Consider the following 15,238-nt stretch of genomic DNA (forward strand, 5'->3'; position numbering starts at 1 on the left):
GGTTATCGCCCGTTTTTATCGGACGAATCTTCATCAAAAATACTGCTTGCCGCTTCGTCGTAATTTTGCTTATTGCGTCGGTGAAACACAATATAAATCACGAGCATGAAGCAGAGGAAAACCCAAAGCGTAAAAAGCGAGCGAATCCAGTTAACGTCCATGATGTTACCTTACGTTTTTCAATGCCAAACCCAAACCCTGCAGGTAGGCAATTACAGCGTCCAGCTCTGATTTGTTCGCCAGTGATTCAGGTGCTTTGGCGATTTCCTCGTCGCTGTAAGGCGTACCAACGGCACGCAATGCCTTCATGTGTGCAACGGTTGCTTCCGGATCGACTTTGTTGCGTGCCAGCCAAGGGAAAGCAGGCATGTTCGATTCAGGTACTACGTCGCGCGGGTTCAAGAGGTGGATACGGTGCCATTCGTCGGAGTAACGGCCGCCTACACGGGCCAAATCAGGACCGGTACGCTTAGAACCCCATTGGAACGGGTGATCGTAAACCGACTCACCGGCAACGCTGTAATGGCCGTAACGCTCGGTTTCTGCACGGAACGGACGAATCATTTGCGAGTGGCAGTTGTAACAGCCTTCACGGATAAAAATATCGCGGCCGGCAACTTGCAGGGCATTGTACGGTTTCACGCCCGGAGCGGGTTGTGTTACCACTTTACTGGAAAACAGCGGCACTACTTCGATCAAAAAGCCCACGCTGACCACGAGCAAAGTGAATACAATCAGAAAACCGATTTTTTCTTCAGCTAATTGTTGTAATTTCATTTTGGTAGCCTATCTTTCTTTAATTAGTGGTGCTGGGTTTGCGAAACTGCAGGAATTTCTGCATTGACTGCTTTACCACTCATAGCCGTACGGTAAACGTTGTAGGCCATAATCAGCATACCGCTCAGATACAGCAGACCACCGGTCAGACGAATCAGGTAGTAAGGCATAGTACGTTTTACAGACTCTACGAAAGAGTAAGTCAGCGTACCGTCGTCGTTCAGAGAACCCCACATCAAGCCCTGCATCACACCGGCAATCCACATGGCGGCGATATACAGCACCACGCCGATGGTAGCGATCCAGAAGTGTGCTTCAATCAGTTTGGTGCTGTACATAGAAGTACGGCCGAACAGACGTGGCAGCATGTAGTAAACAGAACCGATGGTTACGAAACCTACCCAGCCCAATGCGCCTGCGTGAACGTGTGCAACAGTCCAGTCGGTGTAGTGGCTCAAGGCGTTTACGGTTTTAATCGACATCATCGGACCTTCAAAGGTGGACATACCGTAGAAAGACAGAGATACGATCAGGAATTTCAGAATCGGGTCGGTACGCAGTTTGTCCCATGCGCCGGAAAGCGTCATGATACCGTTGATCATACCGCCCCAAGACGGTGCGAACAGAATCAGCGACAGAACCATACCCAAAGACTGAGTCCAGTCAGGCAGTGCGGTGTAGTGCAGATGGTGCGGACCCGCCCACATATAGGTGAAGATCAACGCCCAGAAATGCACCACAGACAAGCGGTAAGAGTAAACCGGACGGCCTGCTTGTTTCGGCACGAAGTAATACATCATGCCCAAGAAGCCTGCGGTCAGGAAGAAGCCCACGGCGTTGTGGCCGTACCACCATTGAACCATGGCATCAACTGCGCCTGAATAAACAGAGTAGGATTTCATCCAACCGGCAGGAATGCTGATATTGTTGATGATGTGCAGCAGGGCAACCGCCAGAATGAAGCCGCCGTAGAACCAGTTGGCTACGTAGATGTGCTTCACTTTGCGTTTCACGATGGTGCCGAAGAATACGATGGCGTAGGCAACCCAAACCAAGGTAATCAAGATGTCAATCGGCCACTCCAGCTCGGCATACTCTTTACCTTGGGTGTAGCCCAAAGGCAGAGAGATGGCGGCGGCAACAATCACCAGTTGCCAGCCCCAGAAGGTGAAGGCAGCCAGCGGGCCGCAGAACAGGCGGGTGTTACAGGTGCGCTGTACCACATAGTATGACGTACCGAGCAGACCGCAGCCGCCGAATGCGAAAATAATCGCATTGGTGTGCAACGGACGCAGGCGGCCGAAGTGAAACCAAGGGCCGATGTCGGTGAGGTTAAGGGAAGGTGCGAATAATTGGGCAGCGATAATCACGCCGACCAACATACCCACAATACCCCAAACTACTGTCATGATGGCAAATTGACGCACCACCTTGTAGTTATAAGTTTGTGTGTCCATGGGAATGGTCTCCATAAATTATGGGAATTGAAAATTTTTTATCCGGCCTAATCTGAAAGCTGAAAACAGACAATCAGGGTCAGTCTAAATTTTTCTAAATTTAACATATATGTAAAAATGAGCCAAGCAGTATTACATTTGTCGGGTAATGTAATGGTGTAATATTAAAGCCTTTCCCCTGTTTGAAATATGATATGAATCAAATTAACATAAACTATCACAGCGGCGTTTACATTGCCGCTTAGCCGTTTTATCTATATTGTTCATATAGATATAAATGCCGTCTGAAAATCCGCCTCCTAACCTGTTTTAACACCGGAAACTGAGCCAAATGCTGAATTACACCGTCCGCCCCAAATGCCTGCCGCATGAATGGGAAATTACGTTAAGTTTCATTAAAAATAACACCTTGCCGCTGGAAATCAGCCTGCCGAATTGGGTTCCCGGCAGCTATTTGGTGCGTGATTTTTCCCGCCACATCACCTCACTGAAAGCCTTTTGCAACAAGCAGCCGGCGGTTTTGCAGCAAAAAAGTAAAAATATTTGGACAGCCGACGCTTGCGAGGGAGAGTGGCAAATTTGCTACACTGTTTACGCATTCGATACATCGGTGCGCGGCGCATTTTTAAACACCGAACGCGGTTTTTTTGACGGGGCTTGTCTGTTTTTGCGTATTTCCGGCTATGAAACCCTGCCCCACCGCCTCACTTTCGAACACCTCCCCGAACGCTGGCAAACAGCCACTTCCATGCCGCAGATTGCGCCGCACACTTTTCAGACGGCCTCGTATGCCGAATTTATCGATCACCCGTTTGAATTCGGCCAAATCGAGTTTCTTGAATTTGAAGCCGCCGGTATCGCCCACCGTATTGCCCTCAGCGGCATTTATCCCGAATTCGACCGCAACCGCCTGATTAACGATGTGCAGAAAATCTGCGCTGCCGAGCTGGCCGCTTTCCCCGCCCCTGCCCCGTTTACCGAATATTTGTTCCTGCTCCATCTCGGCGACAATATCTACGGCGGCTTGGAACATTTAAGCAGCACCGCCCTGCAGTCCGACCGCCACAGCCTGCCCGCTGCAGGCATGGAAGAGGCCGACGATGCCTACACCCAGCTGCTCGGCCTGTTCAGCCACGAATATTTCCACGCATGGAACGTCAAATCCATCAAGCCCGCCGCTTTCGCCCCGTACGACCTCAACCAAGAATGCTATACCGAGCAATTATGGGCATTTGAAGGCATTACTTCTTATTACGACGATTTATTCCTAGCCCGCAGCGGCGTGATTGCCCCCGAAGCCTATCTCAAACTGCTCGGCCAACTTATCAGCCGCATCCGCCAAACCCCCGGCCGTCTGAAACAGAGTTTGGCCGAATCCAGCTTCACCGCATGGAACAAGTTTTACAAGCAGGACGAAAACAGCAGCAACGCCATCGTCAGCTACTACCAAAAAGGCGCACTCGCCGCCCTATGCCTCGACCTGACCATCCGCCGCCAAAGCAACGGCAAAACCTCGCTGGATAACGTGATGCGGCGACTTTACCAAGACTGGCTGGAACACGGCACAGGCATACCCGAAGGCGGCTGGGAAGCCCGTTGCCAAGAAATCACCGGCCTCAACCTCGAAGCCTATTTTCAGACGGCCTTATCCAGCACCGACGAATTACCTCTGGAAAACTGTCTGCAATCCGCCGGCATTACGCTCGAATGGCAACAGCCAAACGCCGCCGCCCCAATCGGCGCACGTTTTACCCAACACGCCGACCATGCCGTCCTTACCCAAGTTCTCAACAGCAGCAGCGCCGAAAACGGCGGCCTGTGTCCGCACGACAAAATCATCGCCCTCAACGGCTACGCCTGCACCGACTTGGCGGCACAATGGCGCAAACTCGCCGTCGGCGACAGCGCCGCCGTCCACTTTTTCCGCAACGGCATCTTGCGGCAAACCGTCCTCACAGCCCAAGCCGCAGAAGCCGACACCGCCGCACTCCATATCGCCGACCAACGTTTGTTTGAAAACTGGCTGTTCAATCATTAAACCGTATTTTCAAACGGCCTCGACAGATAAAACAGGCCGTCTGAAAATATGATATATAGGAAATCAAAATAGGATTGGTGGGCAACAAGTTGCGCCACCCTACACTGTTCCCCGTCCCGCTGGCGGGAAGGAGAATCGTGTGTAGCGTGCTTGCCCAAGCATGCACGTGTTCTTTAATTCCACATGAATGCCGTCTGAAAACGAGCAAAGCAAGTTTCTGCGCAGCTAAAATCAGATTTTCAGACGACTTCGACATAAAACTCACAGAACAGGTGCGTGCTTTGGCAAGCACCCTACAAGTGCCGGATTAAATGGTATGGATTATTCAGTTAATTCACTATAGTAAATACACTGAATAAATCATACGGTTTTTAAACATGGCGTAGGTTGGGTCGAAACCCAATTCGATTGGGAATACCTTGAAATATAAGGTTGGGTTACGCTCGTGCCTCGCTAACCTCAACCTACCCTGCTTTTGTATAGAAAATTCAGTGTTTTAACTATATATAGTGAAATACTGCTCAACCCCCGTTACCCGCCCCGAAAGGAAACCCCATGTCTATCCAAAAACTCACCGATACCCTCTACATCGCCCCGCAACTCACCCAGTCAGACATCGAACAAGCCGCCGCTTTGGGCATTCAAACCGTTATCTGCAACCGCCCCGACGGAGAAGACCCGGCGCAGCCCGAGTTTGCACAAATCCGACAATCATTGGCGGCACACAATATCACCGCACTGCACCAACCCATTGCCTCCCCCAACCATATTCAGGCCGCCGACATCGACACCTTCGCCGCCGCCCTGCAAACCGTCCCAGCCCCCATCCTCGCCTATTGCCGCAGCGGCACCCGTTCCGCCTTATTATGGGGCTTGGCACAAATCCGCAACGGCGGCAACCCCGCAACCGTCCTCGCCGCCGCCCAAGCAGCAAGAATCGATTTAAGCCGCTTTGTGCCGATGTTGGAAGATGCAGCAAAATAGCCAAATACGGCAAAGCCGTCTGAAAATCGGATTTTCAGACGGCTTGTGTGTTTTCAAAACCCTAAAACAATCAGCGGCAAGCGGCCAAGGTTTGCTTCAATCGACCGACGTTGCTGACTTTGCACGCTGCGGCGGAGCAGTTTACGGTATAGACGATGTTTTGGCGTTCGCCGTATTGCACGAAGCTGGCACGCACTTTGTTGCCGCCTAAAGCGCTGACGCTGACTTTGGCTGCAGTTTCCGGGTCTTGGTTGTTCCACATCGGGTCGGCATCGACGCAGAGTTCGCCGCTTTTCTCGCTGCGGACGATTAATTTTTTCAGCGCACCGTCGGCGTGTTTTTTCACCACGCTGGTGCCGTCGTTGTGGCGGGCTTCCTGATACATTTTCTGCACCAATGCTACGCCGTCGGCCCATGCGGCGGGGGTAAGTGCCAACACGGCACAGGCGGTCAACAGTTTTTTCATTTTATTCTCCATCACAGTGTAAACAAAATTGCTCGGTATGCAGTGCATTCATCATACCGAAAATCATTGTATTAACGGATTTCAATCAACGCCAGCAACTAAAAGTTGCACCACTTATCCGAAAAGTATAGTGAAATAACCCCAAAGCACTACAGCGTTGGCTTCTCCTTGCCGTATTATTTATACTGTCTGCGGCTCGCCGCCTTGTATTGCTTTGGGGTTATTCACTATACCTGCGTTTACCCGAACAGTGGCGCCAACAGGCCGTCTGAAAAAACGATTTTCAGACGGCTTATTCATCAAGTCAAGCCGGTTTTCTCAATTGCCAGTATAAACGGCGGGCTGTTTTGCTGGTTGATAAACTGATACTGCAACACCTTAAACTGCTGTTGCGGCAACTTGGCGGCATAGTCCAGCAGGGCTTGGGCTTCGGTTTTGCCTGCGGCGTGGCCGTGATACAGCACCAACACGGCAATGCCGCCGGTTTTGAGCAGATTCAGCGTTTGCGCTACCGCCTGAATGCTGGTTTCGGCTTGGGTGGTAATGGTTTTGTCGCCGTGCGGCAAATAGCCGAAGTTGAACACGGCGGCGGCAAGCGGACGGCGGACAAATTCGCTCAAGCGTTGGTGTCCGGCATGAATCAGGCGCACTTGCCGCAGCATGTCCGCCTGCTGCAGACGTTGGCGGGTGGCGGCAAGGGCGGTTTCCTGAATATCGAAAGCATACACCGTGCCGCTATCGCCGACGCAGCGGGCCAGCAACAGCGTATCATGGCCGTTGCCCGCCGTGCCGTCCAGCACACAGTCGCCGCTGCGTATGGCGTGTTGCAGCAGGGAATGGGCAAAGGGAAGAATGGCTAACATGGTTGGATTGGGTAAAAAAAGATTGTTGTAAAAATTGTATTATTGTGCGTTGATTTTAATCGGAAAAATATCGAAAACCGATAAACCACCCTTCCCGCCTGCGGGACGGGGTTATTAAACTTGCTGAGCAATATACGAATTTTCCATACAAAAGCAGGCGTAGTTTGTGGTTAGCGAGGCACGGGCGTAACCCAACAAAATCTTATGTTTCAAGGTATTTCCAATCGTGTTGGGTTGCGACCCAACCTTGTATAAGAAACACCAACCACAAGATAAAATAAAAAGCCCCCGACAGAAGCAGCTATCAGGGGCGGGATTGAAAACAGAGTTGTACGCCAACCTTGGGCTTCAAAGCCCGCGACGTAGATAAAAGCCTGTTTTCAATGTCCAAACACCCCGAATAGTATCATAGACATGCTGTGCATAGTCTGCATTCACAAGGTTAGGAGCATGATGGACACCCCATTTTATTTTATCGGCATCGATATTGCCAAGTTAAAGTTCGATGTTGCGGTCAAAAAATCCGCAAAAGTGTATCAACACCACCGGTTTGAGAACCATCCTCAAGGATTTGCTGCTTTGAGCGAATGGCTGAACAGCTTTTCAGATAAGCCGCTCTATATCGTGATGGAAGCGACAAACGTCTATCACGAAAGGTTGTGCGAATACTTATATACGGCCGGACATTCGGTAGTCGTGATTAATCCCAAATGTGCCGCCAACTTTGCCAAAGGTTTGAACTTACGTTCCAAAACCGACAAAGCGGATGCCAAATTACTTGCCCGCTTAGCCGAAAGCTATGTTCATGAATTTGACCTGTGGCAACCGAAGGGCAATAACGAAAAAGCCTTATTGCGCCAACTTCGCCATCTCGAACATTTAAAAGCAGCGCTGACCAAAGAAAAAGTCCGGCTGCAGATGCTGTTGGACGAGTATGCAATGGTTTCGTCCGAACGTCTGATTGCTTTTCTTGAGTGCGAAGTCAAAACTGTTGAAACGCATATTCATCAGTTGGTGAAACAGGATGAGCAGTTGAAACACAACCATCGTCTGTTGAGCAGTATTCCCGCCATCGGCAAAACCACAGCCTGTTGGCTGCTCGCCATACTGGGCGACGGCACTCGGTTTAAAAATGGAAGGGCTGCTGCGACCTACGCCGGACTGACCCCGATGGTCAGACAATCGGGAACGAGTGTAGATAAGCGGGTCGGTATCTCCCGTATCGGACAGAGTGATTTGAGGAAGATACTCTATATGCCTGCGATGGTGTTTTGCTTCGGCATACATAAAGACAGTATTTACAGCCCGTTTGTCCAACGCTTGCTGGAGCGTAATAAACTGGCGAAAAAAGCCGTGATTGTGGCTCTGATGCGTAAACTCGTGACCATTGCCCAATCTGTATTGAAGTACCAACAACCCTTTAATGAAGAACGCTATGCGAAAATGTGTCTGGATAAGGCTTGATTTGTTGGGGGGCTTATAGTATCTACACCCTGTTTAAAAACCGTATGAATTATTCAGTATATGCGCTTATCCGATTACCGTATCTTTGTTGTGCGATTACAAAAACAAGCCGTCTGAAAACAGGCTTGGCGGTTTGTGCTTGGTAAAAACCCGCTTTACTTGTTTTCAGACGGCATAGTGATGGGATTTCGGGTTTACAGGCTGCCCAAAACGATGCGCAATACACGGCGCAGCGGTTCGGCTGCACCCCACAGCAGTTGGTCGCCGACGGTAAAGGCGCTGATGTATTCGCCGCCCATCGCCAGTTTGCGGATACGGCCGACCGGTACGGACAGGGTGCCGGTTACTTTGGCCGGAGTCAATTCGTTCATGCTGGCTTCTTTTTGGTTCGGCACAACTTTCACCCAGTCGTTTGCGCCTGCCAAAATGGCTTCGATTTCTTCAACCGGCAAATCTTTTTTCAGTTTCAGAGTGATGGCCTGACTGTGGCAACGCATTGCGCCGATACGCACGCACAAGCCGTCGATAACAACCGGGTTGTTTCCTGTGCCGAGAATTTTGTTGGTTTCTACGCCGCCCTTCCATTCTTCTTTAGACTGGCCGTTGCCCAAGTCGGCATCAATCCACGGAATCAGGCTGCCTGCCAGCGGCACGCCGAAATTGGCTTTCGGGTAGTCGCCGCTGCGCAAGAAGTCGGACACTTCGCGGTCGATGTCCAAAATGGCGCTGGCCGGATCGGCGAGTTTGTCGGCCACACGTTCGTGGATTGCGCCCATGCCGCTGATTAATTCCCGCATGTTTTTGGCACCGGCACCGGAAGCGGCCTGATAAGTCATGGAAGTTGCCCACTCTACCAAGCCGTTTTCAAACAGGCCGCCGAGTGCCATCAGCATCAGGGAAACGGTGCAGTTGCCGCCGACATAGTTTTTCACGCCGTTTTTCAGGCCTTGGTCGATAACGTTGCGGTTCACAGGGTCTAAAACGATGATGGCATCGTCTGCCATACGCAGCGAAGAAGCGGCATCAATCCAGTAGCCGTTCCAGCCGCTGTCGCGCAGGGGTTGGAACACGGCTTTGGTGTAATCGCCGCCCTGACAGGTTACGATGATGTCCATCTTAGCCAGTTCGGCAATGTCGTTGGCATCCAGCAGCGTTTTGGCTGTTTGGCCGAAATCCGGCGCTGCGCCGCCTACGTTTGAGGTGGTAAAGAAAAACGCTTCTTTAATGTGGGCAAAGTCGTTTTCCTGCTGCATACGCTGCATCAATACCGAACCGACCATACCCCGCCAGCCGACAAAACCTACTTTCATGTTGTGCTCCTTGCTAAGATTTAAGATTGTTGACATTCTGAAATGAGAACCCGTTTTTTAACTCTATTTCGGGGAAATGTAAAGGCTTTCAGGCGGAAATTTAACATATATATAGTGAATTCACTAAAAAGTAGGACAAGGCGGCGAGCCGAAGACAGTATGAGTAATACGGCTAGGCGAGCCAACGCCGTCATACTTTTAAAGTGGATTCACTATAGTTAAAACACCAAATTTTCCATACACAAGCAGGCGTAGTTTGTGGTTAGCGAGGCACGAGCGTAACCTAACAAACCTTATGTTTCAAGGTATTTCAATCGTGTTGGGACACGACCCAATCTACGCCCTGTTTAAAAATCGTATGAATTATTCAGTGAATTCACTATAGTGAATTTGCGGAAACCCAAAGCGTTTTCAGACGGCCTGTGATGCCGTCTGAAAACGGCAACGGCGGGAAAAAGACATGAAAAAAAAGTTCAGCCGTTTAGCTGAACCTTTTTCTTTTTTGGTGGAGGTAAGCGGGATCGAACCGCTGACCTCTTGCATGCCATGCAAGCGCTCTACCAACTGAGCTATACCCCCGAATGTGGTGGCGAATCAGGGATTCGAACCCCGGACACAAGGATTATGATTCCTCTGCTCTAACCGACTGAGCTAATTCGCCTGTGAAGCCGCCATTATAGGGCTTTTAAAAAATTTGGCAAGTGTTTGCGCCACGCTCGGCGGCATTTTTTTGATTGTTTTTTGATTTTTAATGGAAAAAAATAGGGCAAAACAGGCAAGGCCGTCTGAAAACGGGCGGCGGCAAGGCTCAGGTAATCCGTTATCGGTTTGCATTGCCCCGACCGTGAATCCACTATAGCGGGCGGAATCGGGAAAACAATGGTAAAATCCGGCGGGTTTTTACCGGCATTTTTGCCGTTCAAAGGGAAAAAAGAACATGTTTTTGCTGTCGATTGAGTTTGCTCTGTTTATGCTGGCGTTTCTGCCGCTGTATTGGAGCGTGGCCAAGTGGCCCAAGGCGCAGAATATTCTGTTGCTGCTGGCGGGCTTGGGCTGGTTGGTGCGGGAAGATGCGTGGTTTGCGCTGACGGTTACGCTGTTTTCGTCGCTAATCTGGCTCATCGGGCGGCTGATGCCGTCTGAAAAGACGCGGGGCGGCAAATGGCTGGCGGGTTTCGGGATTGTGTCGGGGCTGGCGGTATTGTGTTTCTTTAAATATTTTGATTTTTTCCGCCCGCTGCTGCAACAGGCGTTCGGACAAAATGCGGTGGTGGACATTCTGCTGCCTTTGGGGCTGTCGTATTATGTGTTTCAGTCGATTGCCTATATTGTCTATTGCTACCAATATCCGCAATCGGAGCGTTTCGATTGGGACGAAGTGCTGCTGCATTTCAGCTTTTTCCCGACCGTTACTTCCGGCCCGATTATCCGTGCAGCGGCGTTTAAAAGCATAGACGGTATCCAACTCGGCGCTTTGGGGCAAATCCGCACCCGCCGTCCGCGGGAATTGGTACGTCCTGCGCTGGCGGTGGCGCTGATTGCGTTGGGGCTGGCGAAAAAATGGTGGCTGGCGGGAAGTTTGGCGGAAGGTTGGGTGTCGCCGGTGTTTGCCAATCCCGAACAGTTCGGCGGCTGGGACGTGCTGGCGGCGGTGTACGGCTATACTTTCCAACTGTTTTTCGATTTTTCGGGCTATTCGGATTTGGTAATCGGTTTGGCGATGCTGCTGGGTTTCCGTCTGCCAAAAAACTTTAATGCGCCGCTGCGTGCCGCCAATATCCGTGAATTTTGGAACCGCTGGCACATCAGTCTTTCGACTTGGATTCGGGACTATATCTATATTCCTTTGGGCGGAAGCAAAAAAGGGTTTGCCCGCACGCAGCTTAATCTGCTGCTGGCCATGGTTTTGTCGGGCATTTGGCACGGCTACGGCTGGAATTTCCTGCTTTGGGGCGTGCTGCACGGTTTGGCGCTGGTGTGTCTGAACATCGGCGACCGCCTGATTGGTAAAAGCAACGGTTTGAGCGGCCTGCCTTTCTGCAAATGGCTGGCGGTAGCGGTTACGTTCCATTTTGTCTGCCTGACGTTTGTGGTGTTCAACACATCAAGCCTGAACGATACGCAACTGGTGTTCTCGGCGCTGTTTGACAATGCGCAGGGCTGGCGGCTGACCGACTGGGCGACGGCGGCGGTGTTGGCGCTGTTTGCCGCCATGTTGCTGCTTTATCCGTATTTAATCCGCCTGTTTGATGCGGCGGTGGCGGGTTTGGAAAAACTGCCGCTGTGGCTGTGGTTTGTGCCGCTGACGCTGGCGCTGCTTGTGATTGTGGTATTGGCACCTTCCGGTATCCCCGGCTTTATCTATGCCAATTTCTAAGGGGATTGCGATGAAAAAATGTACAGCTCTGTTTGTTTCCCTGCTGCTGACGGCGGCATTTGCCGCCTGGTTCAGCCAAAATTCGATTAATGCCTACTGGCAACAAACTTATCATCAAAGCAGCCCGCTGGAAACGCTGTCCGATATGGCGTGGTGGCGTACCGGCGGCGAAGTGCAGCAGGCGGCGTATCAGCAATTAGACGACTGGAAAGCGGCACTCGCCGCAGCCAACGGACGTTTGAGCGGCAATGAAACATCTGCCGCACCACCGGAACAGCCGCCCGCCCCCGCCGCAACCGCAGCAAGGCCGTCTGAAAATGCCGCTTCGCAAACAGCCGCCGATATTCAGGCCCAACGCCCCGCCGTACCGGATATTATGCCGCTGAAAAAAGGCGACAAAGTGTTTTTTGTCGGCGACTCCCTCATGCAGGGCGTTGCCCCGTTTGTGCAAAAAACGCTCAAACAGCAGTTTGACATCGAATCGGTCAATTTGAGCAAACAAAGCACCGGTTTGGCGTATCCCAAATTTTTCGACTGGCCCGCCACGGTGGAAAACACTTTGAACCAACACCCCGACATCTCGCTGATGGTGGTGTTTTTGGGCCCGAACGACCCGTGGGATTTTGCCGATCCCAACGGCGGCAAATATCTGAAATTCAAAAGCAACGACTGGAAACGGGTATATCAGTCCCGTGTCGCCCGGATTCTGAACGCCGCCGAGCAGCACCGTGTCAATGTTATCTGGCTGGGCGTGCCGTTTATGAAAAAACAGAAACTCAACGAGCAGATGCGTTATTTGGATCAGGTGTTGGCTGAAGCGGTTGAGGGGCGTGCCAAACGGCTGCCGACCGACCTGCTGCTCAGCAACGGCAAAGCCGAATATACCGATTCTGTTACAATAGACGGCAAAGTCGTGCGCTACCGCAGCAAAGACGGTATCCACTTCTCGCCGACCGGCCAGAAATTTTTAGCAGATTATGTGATGCAGCACATCGCATTCCAACCATAAGGCAAACACATGAATTTAAAAAAACTCTTTCCGTTGCTGGCATTACTCGGCACTGGTTTGGCACAGGCCGGCAACCTGCAGAACTACGGCCCTGAAACGCCGGTATGGAAAGAAAAACTGCAGAAACTTCACACCGACAATCAGAAATTCCGCATTGTCCAAATCGGCGACTCACACACCGCCGGCGACTTTTTCACCCACCAACTGCGCACCCGATTACAACAGCAATGGGGCAACGGCGGCATTGGTTGGGTATATCCCAACACCGTTAAAGGCCAGCGCATGGCAACCGTACGCTACCGCAGCTACGCATGGCCCGCAGTCAGCAGCCGCTCTTCCAGCGGTGATTTCCCGCTGGGCGGCGTAACCGCCTATACCGGCGGCAACGGTAGTATTACCGTCAGCGCCGACGATGAAGGCATGCAAAACATCGCCGTGTTTGCCAAACCGGTGCTGCTGGAACAAACCCTGACCGTCAACGGTATCGAGCTGCCCGCCCAAAACAGCGGCTGGCAGGTTTTGCAGACCCAAACCCAACTGCCGCTGACCATCAGCAGCCCGATGCCGTGGTCGCTCGGTTTTATCAATATCGAAAACCGTCAGTCGGGGGTTACCCTTTCGGCAATGGGTATTAACGGTTCGCAGTTGAGCCAGTGGTCGAAATGGCGCACCGAGTGGCCGGACGATTTGGCACAAATGCAGCCGGATTTGGTGATTCTGGCATACGGCACCAACGAAGCCTTCAACGACACCATCGACATCGCCCAAACTGAACAGCTTTGGCAACAGCGGATTCAGACCATTCAAAACCGCCTGCCGCAAGCCGGTATTGTGATTGTCGGCGCACCCGAATCACTGAAAGGCAAAGGCGGAAGCTGCGGCACCCGCCCTGCCCGCTTGGACGAAATCCAAGCCATGCAGCAGCGTGTTGCCCGACAGCAAAACGTTTTGTTTTGGTCTTGGGAAGCGGCGATGGGCGGCAAATGCAGCATGAAGCCGTGGATGAACCAAGGCTTGTCCGCCAAAGACGGCGTACACTTTTCCGCCAAAGGCTATCAGCGTGCCGCCGACAATCTGGCGGACAATCTGATTGATTTTGTCCGATAAAACAATTAACCACTCAATGAAAGAAATACCATGAGCAAACTCTTTCCCCACGCCACCCTGCGCGACCGTGCGCCTTTCCGTTTCGACATTGTCGGTAGTTTTCTGCGCCCAGACACCCTCAAACAGGCACGCCGCCAATGTGCCTGCGGCGAATGCTCGACCGATGAGCTGCACCAAGTCGAAACGCAGGCCGTTTCTCATCTGATTGCACAAGAAAAAGCCGTCGGCCTGCCCAACGTAACCGACGGCGAATTCCGCCGCACTTGGTGGCACTTGGATTTTCTGTTCGAACTGCTCGGCGTGGAACTGCAAGAAGCCGAAACCTACAGCACCCAGTTCAAAGCCCACATGCACCGTCCGGTTACCCTCAAAATCACCAACAAAATCGAGTTCCCGAAAGTTCATCCGTTTCTCAACCACTTCAAAGCCCTGCAGGCGGAGGCGGACGGTTATCCGGTCAAATTCACCATTCCTTCGCCGAGTATGCTGCACCTGATTACCTGCGTGCGTACGCCGAACCCGCAGCTGATTGAACGCTACGCCGGTAAAAACGATGTGTTGCTGGCGGACATCACCGCCGCCTACATCGATGCCGTGCAGGCGCTGTATGATGCAGGCTGCCGCATTCTGCAACTGGACGATACTTCTTGGGGCGAATTCTGTTCTGAAGAAAAACGGGCGCTGTATGCCTCGCAAGGCGTGGACGTGGACGCAACCGCCCGCAGCTATGTGAAAATGCTCAACGATATTCGGGACGCAGCGCCGCAGGATATGGCGATTACCATGCACATCTGCCGAGGCAACTTCCGCTCGACTTGGTTTTCCAGCGGCGGCTACGAACCGGTTGCCGAAATCCTGTTCGGCGGCTGCAATGTGGACGGCTTCTTCCTCGAATACGACAGCGACCGTGCCGGCGATTTCCAGCCGCTGCGCTTTATCCGTGATCAGCAGGTTGTGTTGGGGCTGGTTACGTCCAAAAGCGGCGAGTTGGAAGCCAAAGAAGCCATTATCGAACGCATTAAAGAGGCCGCCCAATATGTCGATATCAACCAATTATGCCTCAGCCCGCAATGCGGCTTTGCCTCTACCGAAGAAGGCAACGTGCTGACCGAAGAAGACCAGTGGAAAAAACTGGCGCTGATCCGCAGCATTGTGGACGAAGTATGGGGCGATAAATAATTGAACTATAGTGGATTAACTAAATAATCCATACCATTTAATCCGGCACTTGTAGTTCTGTGCATTTTATGTCGAAGCCGTCTGAAAATCTGATTTTAGCTTTGCAGAAACTCGCTACGCTCGTTTTGGCGAAACCTACGGTTTTAGCTGCGCAGAAACTCGCTTTGCTCGTTTTCAGACGACATTCATGTGGAATTTAAAGAACAC

General features: G+C 51.8%; 13 protein-coding genes and 2 tRNA genes. 7 read left to right on the forward strand and 8 right to left on the reverse strand.

The window, feature by feature from the left end; translation table 11 throughout:
- Positions 1-2: 2 nt before the first annotated feature.
- The 3 genes from PJU73_RS06435 to ccoN are packed head-to-tail and all read right to left on the reverse strand — an operon-like array spanning position 3 to position 2,234.
- Positions 3-161 carry a cbb3-type cytochrome oxidase subunit 3 gene (locus PJU73_RS06435; RefSeq protein WP_237091546.1) on the reverse strand — a complete coding sequence of 53 codons (159 nt, stop codon included), beginning with the start codon at positions 159-161 and terminating at the stop codon, positions 3-5.
- 4 nt (positions 162-165) lie between these two features.
- Positions 166-777: a cytochrome-c oxidase, cbb3-type subunit II gene (gene ccoO, locus PJU73_RS06440; protein WP_237091545.1), complete on the reverse strand. Its 612-nt coding sequence runs from the start codon at positions 775-777 to the stop codon at positions 166-168.
- A gap of 23 nt (positions 778-800) precedes the next feature.
- The gene (gene ccoN, locus PJU73_RS06445; protein WP_237091544.1) at positions 801-2,234 is read right to left on the reverse strand and encodes a cytochrome-c oxidase, cbb3-type subunit I; all 1,434 of its coding nucleotides are present in this window, start codon (positions 2,232-2,234) and stop codon (positions 801-803) included.
- Between the two features lie 331 nt (positions 2,235-2,565).
- Here ccoN and PJU73_RS06450 point away from each other — a divergent pair, with 331 nt between their 5' ends.
- A complete protein-coding gene (locus PJU73_RS06450) occupies positions 2,566-4,272 on the forward strand; it encodes a M61 family metallopeptidase (protein ID WP_237091543.1) in 1,707 nt (568 codons plus the stop codon).
- A gap of 555 nt (positions 4,273-4,827) precedes the next feature.
- Positions 4,828-5,256: a TIGR01244 family sulfur transferase gene (locus PJU73_RS06455; protein WP_237091542.1), complete on the forward strand. Its 429-nt coding sequence runs from the start codon at positions 4,828-4,830 to the stop codon at positions 5,254-5,256.
- Positions 5,257-5,326: 70 nt separating this feature from the next.
- On the opposite strand, the gene PJU73_RS06460 is transcribed toward PJU73_RS06455, so the two are convergent.
- Complete coding sequence (locus PJU73_RS06460; RefSeq protein ID WP_237091541.1) at positions 5,327-5,722, reverse strand: hypothetical protein; 396 nt, start codon at positions 5,720-5,722, stop codon at positions 5,327-5,329.
- A 299-nt stretch (positions 5,723-6,021) separates the two neighbouring features.
- Positions 6,022-6,585, reverse strand: a complete 564-nt coding sequence (gene mnmM / locus PJU73_RS06465) for a tRNA 5-(aminomethyl)-2-thiouridylate-methyltransferase MnmM (protein ID WP_237091540.1) — start codon at positions 6,583-6,585, stop codon at positions 6,022-6,024.
- A 450-nt stretch (positions 6,586-7,035) separates the two neighbouring features.
- On the opposite strand from mnmM, the gene PJU73_RS06470 reads away from it, so the two are divergent.
- Positions 7,036-8,049 (forward strand): IS110 family RNA-guided transposase, encoded by a 1,014-nt coding sequence (locus PJU73_RS06470; protein WP_272606693.1) that lies wholly within the window; start codon positions 7,036-7,038, stop codon positions 8,047-8,049.
- Between the two features lie 194 nt (positions 8,050-8,243).
- On the opposite strand, the gene asd is transcribed toward PJU73_RS06470, so the two are convergent.
- The 3 genes from asd to PJU73_RS06485 all read right to left on the reverse strand — a co-directional run bounded on the left by asd (position 8,244) and on the right by PJU73_RS06485 (position 10,020).
- Complete coding sequence (gene asd / locus PJU73_RS06475; RefSeq protein WP_237091964.1) at positions 8,244-9,359, reverse strand: aspartate-semialdehyde dehydrogenase; 1,116 nt, start codon at positions 9,357-9,359, stop codon at positions 8,244-8,246.
- Positions 9,360-9,862: 503 nt separating this feature from the next.
- A tRNA-Ala gene (locus PJU73_RS06480) sits at positions 9,863-9,938 on the reverse strand.
- 5 nt (positions 9,939-9,943) lie between these two features.
- A tRNA-Met gene (locus tag PJU73_RS06485) sits at positions 9,944-10,020 on the reverse strand.
- Between the two features lie 276 nt (positions 10,021-10,296).
- On the opposite strand from PJU73_RS06485, the gene PJU73_RS06490 reads away from it, so the two are divergent.
- Genes PJU73_RS06490 through PJU73_RS06505 form a run of 4 tightly spaced genes read left to right on the forward strand, consistent with a single transcriptional unit; the run spans position 10,297 to position 15,031 of the window.
- Positions 10,297-11,736 carry an MBOAT family O-acyltransferase gene (locus PJU73_RS06490; RefSeq protein ID WP_237091965.1) on the forward strand — a complete coding sequence of 480 codons (1,440 nt, stop codon included), beginning with the start codon at positions 10,297-10,299 and terminating at the stop codon, positions 11,734-11,736.
- A gap of 10 nt (positions 11,737-11,746) precedes the next feature.
- Complete coding sequence (locus tag PJU73_RS06495) at positions 11,747-12,745, forward strand: SGNH/GDSL hydrolase family protein (protein WP_237091966.1); 999 nt, start codon at positions 11,747-11,749, stop codon at positions 12,743-12,745.
- Between the two features lie 9 nt (positions 12,746-12,754).
- On the forward strand, positions 12,755-13,852 hold the full coding sequence (locus PJU73_RS06500; RefSeq protein ID WP_237091967.1) for an SGNH/GDSL hydrolase family protein: 1,098 nt from the start codon (positions 12,755-12,757) through the stop codon (positions 13,850-13,852).
- A 30-nt stretch (positions 13,853-13,882) separates the two neighbouring features.
- Positions 13,883-15,031, forward strand: a complete 1,149-nt coding sequence (locus tag PJU73_RS06505; RefSeq protein WP_237091968.1) for a 5-methyltetrahydropteroyltriglutamate--homocysteine S-methyltransferase — start codon at positions 13,883-13,885, stop codon at positions 15,029-15,031.
- The last annotated feature ends 207 nt before the right edge of the window (positions 15,032-15,238 follow it).

The organism is Neisseria lisongii (assembly GCF_028463985.1).
Taxonomy (GTDB): domain Bacteria; phylum Pseudomonadota; class Gammaproteobacteria; order Burkholderiales; family Neisseriaceae; genus Neisseria; species Neisseria lisongii.

Coding starts and splice junctions, on each gene's coding strand:
- PJU73_RS06435 (WP_237091546.1), bottom strand. CDS start 161: ATGGACGTTAACTGGATTCGCTCGCTTTTTACGCTTTGGGTTTTCCTC.
- ccoO (WP_237091545.1), bottom strand. CDS start 777: ATGAAATTACAACAATTAGCTGAAGAAAAAATCGGTTTTCTGATTGTA.
- ccoN (WP_237091544.1), bottom strand. CDS start 2,234: ATGGACACACAAACTTATAACTACAAGGTGGTGCGTCAATTTGCCATC.
- PJU73_RS06450 (WP_237091543.1), top strand. CDS start 2,566: ATGCTGAATTACACCGTCCGCCCCAAATGCCTGCCGCATGAATGGGAA.
- PJU73_RS06455 (WP_237091542.1), top strand. CDS start 4,828: ATGTCTATCCAAAAACTCACCGATACCCTCTACATCGCCCCGCAACTC.
- PJU73_RS06460 (WP_237091541.1), bottom strand. CDS start 5,722: ATGAAAAAACTGTTGACCGCCTGTGCCGTGTTGGCACTTACCCCCGCC.
- mnmM (WP_237091540.1), bottom strand. CDS start 6,585: ATGTTAGCCATTCTTCCCTTTGCCCATTCCCTGCTGCAACACGCCATA.
- PJU73_RS06470 (WP_272606693.1), top strand. CDS start 7,036: ATGATGGACACCCCATTTTATTTTATCGGCATCGATATTGCCAAGTTA.
- asd (WP_237091964.1), bottom strand. CDS start 9,359: ATGAAAGTAGGTTTTGTCGGCTGGCGGGGTATGGTCGGTTCGGTATTG.
- PJU73_RS06490 (WP_237091965.1), top strand. CDS start 10,297: ATGTTTTTGCTGTCGATTGAGTTTGCTCTGTTTATGCTGGCGTTTCTG.
- PJU73_RS06495 (WP_237091966.1), top strand. CDS start 11,747: ATGAAAAAATGTACAGCTCTGTTTGTTTCCCTGCTGCTGACGGCGGCA.
- PJU73_RS06500 (WP_237091967.1), top strand. CDS start 12,755: ATGAATTTAAAAAAACTCTTTCCGTTGCTGGCATTACTCGGCACTGGT.
- PJU73_RS06505 (WP_237091968.1), top strand. CDS start 13,883: ATGAGCAAACTCTTTCCCCACGCCACCCTGCGCGACCGTGCGCCTTTC.